Origin of the sequence: Streptomyces sp. NPDC057623, assembly GCF_042800355.1 — a bacterium.
In the GTDB taxonomy this organism is placed as follows: Bacteria; Actinomycetota; Actinomycetes; order Streptomycetales; family Streptomycetaceae; genus Streptomyces.
Genome location: NZ_JBHVGZ010000145.1, coordinates 1 through 7,871 on the forward strand (window position 1 = coordinate 1; position 7,871 = coordinate 7,871).

Genomic DNA, 7,871 nt, shown 5'->3' on the forward strand with positions numbered 1-7,871 from the left:
ACACACGGCTCCTCAGCCTGCCCACCACCAGCCACAGAAAGCGAAACGGCCCACCGACTCCGTCGGCGGACCGTCACGAAAGATCGAGGCTAAGCCCCTGGAGGGGGCTGTTGACGTAGACGGGCACAATGTCGGATATCGCGTGTCGCAGACACCCGACGGTACATACCGGGTTGCGACCTAATGGTTGAACCCATAGCGGAAGGCTGACTGTGTCCGAACTGACGCAACTCATGTCGCAGGTCTCCACGGGCGGGGTGGATGGCGGCGCCATGGGAATCCCCGTCGAGGTCCGGCGATTCATCGAGAAGGTGACTTTCGCGGATCCTGAGGATCTCTGGGAGTCGCTGCAGGAATCCCTGGCCGAAGACTGGATGGCACTCCCGGTCTGGGCACGCAACCTGGCTTTCCGTCTGCTGTGCCTACAGCGGCCTGACGACGCCGAAATCCTGGCGCAGGCCGGATCGGATCTCCTGAGTTTCGGCCCCGACTGGGATGAGTTCGCCGAGAAATTGCTGGCTCGATCCGAGGCATCGAAGGTAAGGAAGAATGAGTGAGCTCATTCAGGCTCTAGGGCGGGACTTGGGCAGACGCTGCTCAATTCTGAACTTGCCTTGGTTGGCATCGAGTTCGTTCGCGCTCAGATTCACTAAAAAGGCCACGTTTGGGTCTTAGGGTGGCGGCTACTGCCATGGTTCAGATCGGAATGGCTCCGTGGTTGGCGGCCCTGCGGTGGCGAGCGCCGGAGGAGACCGGTACCGCAGGGCGAGAGCCGATGTTTAGACCTTGATGACGGTGATGCGGGAGCCGCACAGGGCGGTCAGATCCTCGGGGTCTGAGGTGAGAACCGTCGTCGGACCGGGGGCAGCGAGGGCGGTGGCGCTGAGCATGGCGTCGATGGCGTACTTGTGGCCGTGCAGGCCGACGTCGGCGAGGAGGGTGGCGGCGTGCCGGGCGATGGGCTCGGTGACCGGTTCGATGACGAGGCGGGAGAGGATCCACTCCAAGGCCGGACGGTTGATCCGGGGGTGGGCCACTTCCACGAGGGTGGCCGCGGAAGTGATCACCCGCAAATCGTCGGCGCGAGCGAGGGCGAGCCAGCCGGTGACGGTGCGGTCGCGAAGGACGGCCTTGGCCAGCCCTTCGCTGTCGAGGACCAGAGTGCCGCCGGGGGCAGCGGGGGAGGGGCGGGTCACGCGGCGTTCGCCCCGCCTTGCGTCTGCTGTTGGCGGGCCTGGTGGAGCTGGTCGCGCAGGGCCTGGACCTCTTCGTCGGTGATGGGCCCGTGCTCGGCCTCGGCGACGGCGATGAGCTCGTTGAGATTGTCCCGCTCGATCTGGCGCGCGACGGCGGCGGCGACATAGGCAGACAGGCCCGAGGGGCCGCTGCGGGCCTTGGCGGCTTCGGCGATATCGCGGGGCATGGTGATTGAGTACTTGCCGGTAGGCTCACTCATACTACCCATCCTACCTCCAATCCTCCCTGCGGGTGTCTGGTCTGCTTTCTGTTTCCAGGTGAGGGCAGCGTGGCTTCTGGGATGCCATTACCCCGATGTGCTTGCGGGTTCACCTGGGCAGAAAGGTGGTGGGCGTCATGAGGAATGCGGCATCCCCGATGCGTAGCGTGCCCAAGAGGAGTCGCGCTGGAAGAAACGTGATCGCTGGGCTGCGCGGCAATGGCCACGTCCCGACCGCGGCGGCAGACGTCCGGGAGCTGGCCGATGTGTTCGGCGCCGAACTGGTCCGTGCTGTCCGGAACTGTGCCGCCCAGGAGCAGTATCACGTGGGTACGAGCCGTGGCTCGGCTCGCGGGTGCGCGGTCGGCATCAGCTGGTACGCCTTCGCGCTCGAGTATCTGGACATGCGCTGGCCGAAGATCGCGGCGAAGACCCGGAACGAGACCAACGAGGCCCTGTGCGCGATCACCCGAGCAATGCTCCGGGACATGCGGGGTCGCCCGAGTGACGAGCTGCTGCATCGTGCGCTGCGGGACTGGGCGTTCGTCGTGCCCCGGCCCGAGCCTGGCGGCATGCCGACCGATGTGCGCCTCGTGCTGCGCTGGGTGGCGGGCGCCTCGCGCCCGTTGGCCGACATGCTGGATCCGGCCGTGATGCGGGCCGTGCTGGAGGACCTGCGCCTGAAGCAGGACGGCACGGTGGCAGCGGCCGAGACCCAGCGGCACAAGCGCATGACCCTGGTCAACGCGGTGGGCTACGCCATCGAGCAGCGCCGGCTGCCCACTGACCCGCTCGCCGCGATCCGCTGGCGCATCGCCAAGACCGTCCAGCAGGTCGATCCGCGGGTGGTCGCCAACCCCACCCAGGCCCGCTCCCTGCTCTGCGCCGTCTCCCACGTCGGCGGTTACCGGCGGGCGCGTGGACGGCGGCTGGTCGGGTTGTTCGGCGGCATGTACTACGCCGGGCTGCGGCCCGAGGAAGCGGTCGCGGTGACCCTGCCGGACTGCCTCCTGCCCGCCCAGGGCTGGGGCAGGGTGACCCTGCACATCACCCGGCCCCAGGCGGGCAAGAAGTGGACCGACACCGGACGGCTCCACGACGAGCGTGGTCTGAAAGACCGGCCGCCGGGCGACACCCGTCCGGTGCCGCTACCGCCCCAACTGGTCGCGATGTGGCGGGAGAGCATCGACACCTTCGGCGCCGCCGACGACGGGCGGCTGTTCTTCAACGAGCGTGGCGGCATCATGGCTTCCGGCACCTACGGCCGCGTCTGGCATGAAGCCCGCGAACTCGCCCTCCCATCCGGCCTGGTGCGGTCACCGCTCGCGGCACGCCCCTACGACCTGCGCCACTCAGCTCTGTCTACCTGGCTGAACGCCGGAGTCGATCCCACCGAGGTCGCCGAACGCGCCGGCAACAGCGTCGAAGTCCTCCTGACCCGGTACGCCAAATGCCTGTACGGGCGGGCTGCGATTGCCAACCAGCGCATCGAGCAACTCCTGCACGAATACGAGTTATTTGGAGTCACATCTGGCGAGGAGACAGTTCGAGAGCAGGACGGTGCCCGCGCCGAGGCTGGACAGGCCGAGTACGACAGCCGCCGCCGCGAGGCCGTCGGCGAACGCGACGCCGCAGGAGGCGGGCAGAGGGAGCGAGGTGCCGGGGACGGCAGTCAGCCCGAGGGGCAGGTAGAAGCTGCCGTCCACCGTGAGGGTGTCGGGTGAGGCGAGGGCGTTGCGGCTGACCGCCTGCAGGGCGGCGCCCGCCATGCCGAGCACGGCCCGACGAGCAGCCCGCGGTCGCCCTCGGCAGGCGGGAGGCGAGGACGACGGAGGCGTGGGGGGCCCGGGACGGTGAGTGCCTTCCAGAGCTCAGCGAACTCGCCGAGCCGTCTCAGGTAGGCCCGGCGGTCGGTATGAATGGGCCTCGCCCAGGACACCACTTGGCCGTGGGCGCCGTGCATCTCGTGAACAGGTGGCCGACGCAGCCCGCGCCCAGGCCGCTCTGGGAGCCGGTCGTCGGCAGGCCGGACCACCAAGAACGCCGTGGATTAGGGTCGGTCGTATGACCACGTCAGAGACCGGAATGTTGTCCGTTGTGCTGGGCCGGTGCATCGATACGGGCACACCACTGGGTCCTTTCGAGGGCACGCTGTTCTCGGGATTCACTGCGGTTTCCGACACAGGGCTCATTCACGCGGTCGATGACTGCCCCCACTTGCGCAAGGCTTCCTCGGTCCGCGCCGTCGAATTCACGCTTGACGCGTCCTCGCTCGATCGGCTCTGCACGAACTGGAGCTGCCGCTGGCCGGTGCCCGACGACGGCCGTTGGCCGGTATTCCTCGACGCGCTCGATGCTGTGTCGCGGCTGGGGTTGGACGAAGAGGAGATGCGGGAGCAGCTTCCGGACGAGGCGGAGATCACCGAGGCGGTGCGGCTGCTGTCGCTGGGCGAGTTCCCGGACAACGATGACGACGCAGATGCCTGGGAGCGCCACGCCCAGGCCCGCGCCTGCCGCGACGACCTGAGCGCCTTGTGGCAGGACACGCAGGACCGACTGGTGTCGGCCGCCGAGGGCCTGGCCGCCTGCCCCTGGCTGCATCCCTGGGCCGAAGCCCGGATGGGGGCGCAGGCGGAACTCGCCGAGCAGCAGCGGCAGCTGCTGACCCGGTTCTACGCACCCCGCATGCTCGCCGAGGCAGCGGCCGTCGCCTTGCTCCCCGCGCCCGCGGCGAGCGCGGGCACCGGCTTCGGGATCTTCGGCAGCGAAGCCCCCATGGTGCTGCGGAGGGTCTGGCAGGCGTGGCATGCCGCTGCCCGGTGGGACGCCAAGCCGCTCGCCCAGGCGGCGCTGGCGGCCGAACAAGCGCTGCACGAGGCCCTGGGGCGCCGCCGCAAGGGTCGGGAAGAGGCGGAAGACTCGCTGGTCGGGCTGACCGCCGCCTGGTCCGAGCAGGCCCGCCTACTGGCCGCCGAGCAGTCCGCCGGACGCCCTTGGCGCCTGATCGCCGTGCGGATCCCGCCCCGGCGCTGGTACCCGCATGGTGGGGGCGCGCACGACCCGCTGACGTCATGGGAGTTGGCGGTTGTCACGGTGTATCAGGTCGCCGTGGACTGGTGCCACGGGACGGCCGCCCTGTGGGTGCCCCAGGGCATCGGTGAGCAACTCCTCGCAGCTGAGACGTCGATGGAGGCCGTCGACCTGCTCAAGGACGCCGACGACTGGGCCGCACCGGCTTCCGTCCTGTTGGGGACCTGGGAGCCGGAACCGCGCGTCACCCTGACCTGAGGCCGGCCGCGCTCTGCATGGCGAGGCGTCCACCGAAAGGCAAACGGCCGCACTGACCGTGTGTCCGTATCACCGGCCGTCCTGGAAAACAGCAGGTCAGAGAGTTCTCTGCCCAGCGTTCGACAGGTCACACGGGCCCGCTGCGGACTTTCGTCCCGCGAATGTCCCGGACGAGTTCCGTGGCCTTGTCCGTGGGACAGCGGAATCGTGACTTACCCGGTTTCGGCGCCGCAAAGTGCCTGGTCAGAGGCTTGATGGCGGTCAGCTGCGCACGACTGCTCACGGCTATGTAGGCCGTTGCTGTTTTGGCATGCACAAGAAAGGCCCTGACCGGCGTTTCTGCAGGTCAGGGCCTTGATTTCCGGTGCCCCCGGCAGGATTCGAACCTGCGCACACGGCTCCGGAGGCCGTCGGATTTTCATACGTTTTACCAGGTCGGCGGGCTGACTGACGGGTTGTCAGGCCCGCCGTCCCGCATATAGCCCGCGAAAATTAAATGCCCCATTTGGTCGCCCTGCTCCTGGTTGATTCGTCGTGCCAGTCAGCTTGTGTCGCGTGATGGAGATCATGAATGCCTTTTCAGGGTAGGGCGTGTGCAATCTTCGCTTCAATCGAACGCGAAGGCGGTCGAGGGCGCGCGGGCAATCAAGTGCGCCGGGTGTGCGCCCGGCCCTGGCGGAACTTCCCCATGCAACGCCTCAAACTGGGCCGCGACATCCGCGCCGCGGCTCTCCCCTCATGGTGGGAACGGCATCAGTCGGAGGACTGGATCTGTGGCCCCGTCGGTGAGTGCTCAAGCCCTGCCCCGGACTGCCCTGCTGCCAATCGCGCAACCGTAGGGCGAAGAACGGAGTTCGTCGGCGGCTTGTCGGCGCTCCTTTGTGCGGCCGTCTTTGGGCAGTTCGTACGGCCCCCTGGGCGTACCGCAGCGCTTCAGATCGAGGAACTGTTAAGAGACGCTGTTGCTGTTGCCGGTCGAGAGTGCCCTGAATCTATTTGACGAGGATTTGACGCTCTTCTGTAGTCGAGTTGTAGAAATGTAAGCACATTTGACGGCTGCTCGCTTGTCTCGTGAGCTGAAACCGAAGAGGCTTGTTTCAGTATCCGGTGTCGTGCGTTCTTCTCGGTTCTGACGAACGCCTTCATTTATAGCGATTTGTGTCGTGTCGACACAGTCACGAATCACCCGGAGGCCAACAAATATCGCGAGTCGGAACGCTCCTTCGGTCTCCATCCGAACCTCCGGCAAACACGGCACAGACGCAGCATGCATTCGTGCGACTTGCGGTCTGAGCGTTCCAGCCCCCAAGACTCACGTGCTTCACTCCAGCGATTGGAGCAGTCTCTTTGCGTGTCCTCTTTTCGATCATGCCGGCAACAGCGCACTTATATCCGATAGTTCCACTGGCCTGGGCGCTTCAAGCTAGTGGCCACGAGGTCCGGGTCGCCAGCCACCCCGACATGGCCGCCACCATAACCGCGGCCGGTCTGACCGCTGTCTCCGTGGGGCGGCCTGCGGACCTCGGGGCCCTCATGCGGGACGGCGCGAGCGACCAGCGTTTGGAGCAGATCACCGAGGCCCTGGAAATTGGTTCCGACGATCTCAATCTGCGCAATGCCATCCGCTATTACACGTTGGCAGGTGTCTCGCTCTATTTCCCCACCGATCCGCAGCGGGCCGAGAGCGACCGTGCGGTGGACGACCTGGTGGCCTTCGCCCGGTCCTGGCGACCCGATCTTGTGCTGTGGGATCCCCTGGTCCTGGCGGCTCCCGTCGCGGCCCGACTCAGCGGAGCCGCGCATGCCCGTGTCCTGTACGGGCTCGACTACGTCGGCTGGGCGCAGCAACGGTTCACGGAGCGGATCGGCCGACCGGCCCAGCCGCTCACGGAGCATCCGCTCGCGGAACTCATGCGGCCGACCCTCCGACGCTTCGGGCTCGACTTCGACGCCGAGCTGGCCGTCGGCCAGTGGACACTCGATCTGCTGCCCGAACGCATGCGGTTGCCGGTCGACCTGCGCTACACGGCGCTGCGCCGAGTCCCGTACACGGGCACGACCACTGTTCCGCAATGGTTGTACGACGAGCCGAAGCGCCCGCGAGTGTGCCTCACACTGGGCATGAGTACACGCAAGTTTCTTTCCGGACACGGTGCTTCGCCGATCGCCGACATCTTCGGTCTGGTGGAGGAGCTCGACATCGAGCTGGTCGCCACCGTGAACTCCGCCCAGCTCGCCGACGTGGAGGAACTCCCCGACCAGGTCCGCATAGTGGACTATCTCCCGCTCGATCTCCTGCTGCCGACCTGCTCCGCGGTTGTGCACCATGGCGGCGGAGGGACCTTTGCGGCAGCGGTCGCCCACCAGGTGCCCCAGCTGATCCCGGCACCCGGGGAAGGCGGGGACCGGGTTGCCTTCGCTCGGTATGTGGAGCAGCGAGGCGCCGGGCTGACCGTGAGCCGTACCGATTACTCGGCCGATGTCTTCGCGGAGCAGCTGTTCCGCGTGCTCCACGAGCCCTCGTTCCAGGACGGGGCGGCCGGACTTCATGACGACATGCTGGCGACACCGAGCCCGCGTGACGTCGTGCCTGTCCTGGAGAAGCTGTCCGACCGCTACCGCCGCTGACGCAGGGAGTAGTTCGATGCGTGTACTGATGATGTCAACCCCCGCGCCGACGCATTTCACGCCGTTGGTGTCGTTGGCGTGGGCCCTGCGGGGTGCGGGCCATGAGGTGGTGGTCGCGGGTCAGCCGGATGTACTGGGGGCGGTCGCCTCGGCCGGGCTCAACGCGGTGAGCGTCGGCGACTGGTTCCACGTGGACGACATGTTGGTCGCCGGGTTGCGGGAGGGGGAGCGCCCGCTCGAGACGCGTCCCCGTGCCTCGCTCGAGGCGTTGGGCGGGTACGGGCGGGTGTGGATGACCCATGCGCGTTATCTGGTCGGGCGGTACATGGAGTTCGCTCGCATCTACGGTCCGGATCTGATCGTGTCGGATCCGCTGGAGTACAGCTCGCTGCTGGTCGGGGGTGTGTGACGGCGGCCAGTGGATACTCCCCGTAGGCGGCCGTTTATCTAGCACTCTGTGGCCGCGAGCTTCCCCACTGGCGGCCGGATACCTCCCCGG

Annotated in this window: 6 protein-coding genes, 1 tRNA gene and 1 pseudogene; 4 read left to right on the top strand and 4 right to left on the bottom strand. The window is 67.2% G+C overall.

Annotation, left to right across the window (positions count from 1 at the left end):
- Window positions 1–212: 212 nt before the first annotated feature.
- On the top strand, window positions 213–557 hold the full coding sequence (locus ACFU95_RS50415; protein ID WP_383844512.1) for a hypothetical protein: 345 nt from the start codon (window positions 213–215) through the stop codon (window positions 555–557).
- Between the two features lie 222 nt (window positions 558–779).
- Here the strand turns inward: ACFU95_RS50415 and ACFU95_RS50420 are convergent, their stop codons facing one another.
- From ACFU95_RS50420 to ACFU95_RS50430, 3 genes and pseudogenes are all read right to left on the bottom strand, one after another.
- On the bottom strand, window positions 780–1,196 hold the full coding sequence (locus ACFU95_RS50420; protein ID WP_383844516.1) for a PIN domain-containing protein: 417 nt from the start codon (window positions 1,194–1,196) through the stop codon (window positions 780–782).
- Entirely contained in the window at window positions 1,193–1,456 is a 264-nt protein-coding gene (locus ACFU95_RS50425; protein ID WP_383844519.1) for a CopG family transcriptional regulator, read from the bottom strand. Before ACFU95_RS50425 ends, ACFU95_RS50420 begins: the two co-directional genes overlap by 4 nt.
- A 1,550-nt stretch (window positions 1,457–3,006) precedes the next feature.
- Window positions 3,007–3,329: pseudogene (locus ACFU95_RS50430) on the bottom strand (iron chelate uptake ABC transporter family permease subunit); the annotation flags it as partial.
- Window positions 3,330–3,673: 344 nt separating this feature from the next.
- Between ACFU95_RS50430 and ACFU95_RS50435 the strand changes: the two are divergent.
- Window positions 3,674–4,744 (top strand): hypothetical protein, encoded by a 1,071-nt coding sequence (locus tag ACFU95_RS50435; RefSeq protein WP_383844522.1) that lies wholly within the window; start codon window positions 3,674–3,676, stop codon window positions 4,742–4,744.
- Window positions 4,745–5,109: 365 nt separating this feature from the next.
- Here the strand turns inward: ACFU95_RS50435 and ACFU95_RS50440 are convergent.
- A tRNA-Arg gene (locus tag ACFU95_RS50440) sits at window positions 5,110–5,188 on the bottom strand.
- Between the two features lie 903 nt (window positions 5,189–6,091).
- Here ACFU95_RS50440 and ACFU95_RS50445 point away from each other — a divergent pair.
- Together ACFU95_RS50445 and ACFU95_RS50450 are read left to right on the top strand one after the other, a co-directional pair.
- Entirely contained in the window at window positions 6,092–7,372 is a 1,281-nt protein-coding gene (locus ACFU95_RS50445; protein ID WP_383844525.1) for an activator-dependent family glycosyltransferase, read from the top strand.
- A gap of 16 nt (window positions 7,373–7,388) precedes the next feature.
- Window positions 7,389–7,781, top strand: a complete 393-nt coding sequence (locus ACFU95_RS50450; RefSeq protein ID WP_383844528.1) for a hypothetical protein — start codon at window positions 7,389–7,391, stop codon at window positions 7,779–7,781.
- Window positions 7,782–7,871 lie beyond the last annotated feature (90 nt).

Bases quoted from the DNA above. Each gene is read 5' to 3' on its own strand.
- ACFU95_RS50425 (WP_383844519.1), bottom strand. From the start codon at position 1,456: ATGAGTGAGCCTACCGGCAAGTACTCAATCACCATGCCCCGCGATATC.
- ACFU95_RS50450 (WP_383844528.1), top strand. From the start codon at position 7,389: ATGCGTGTACTGATGATGTCAACCCCCGCGCCGACGCATTTCACGCCG.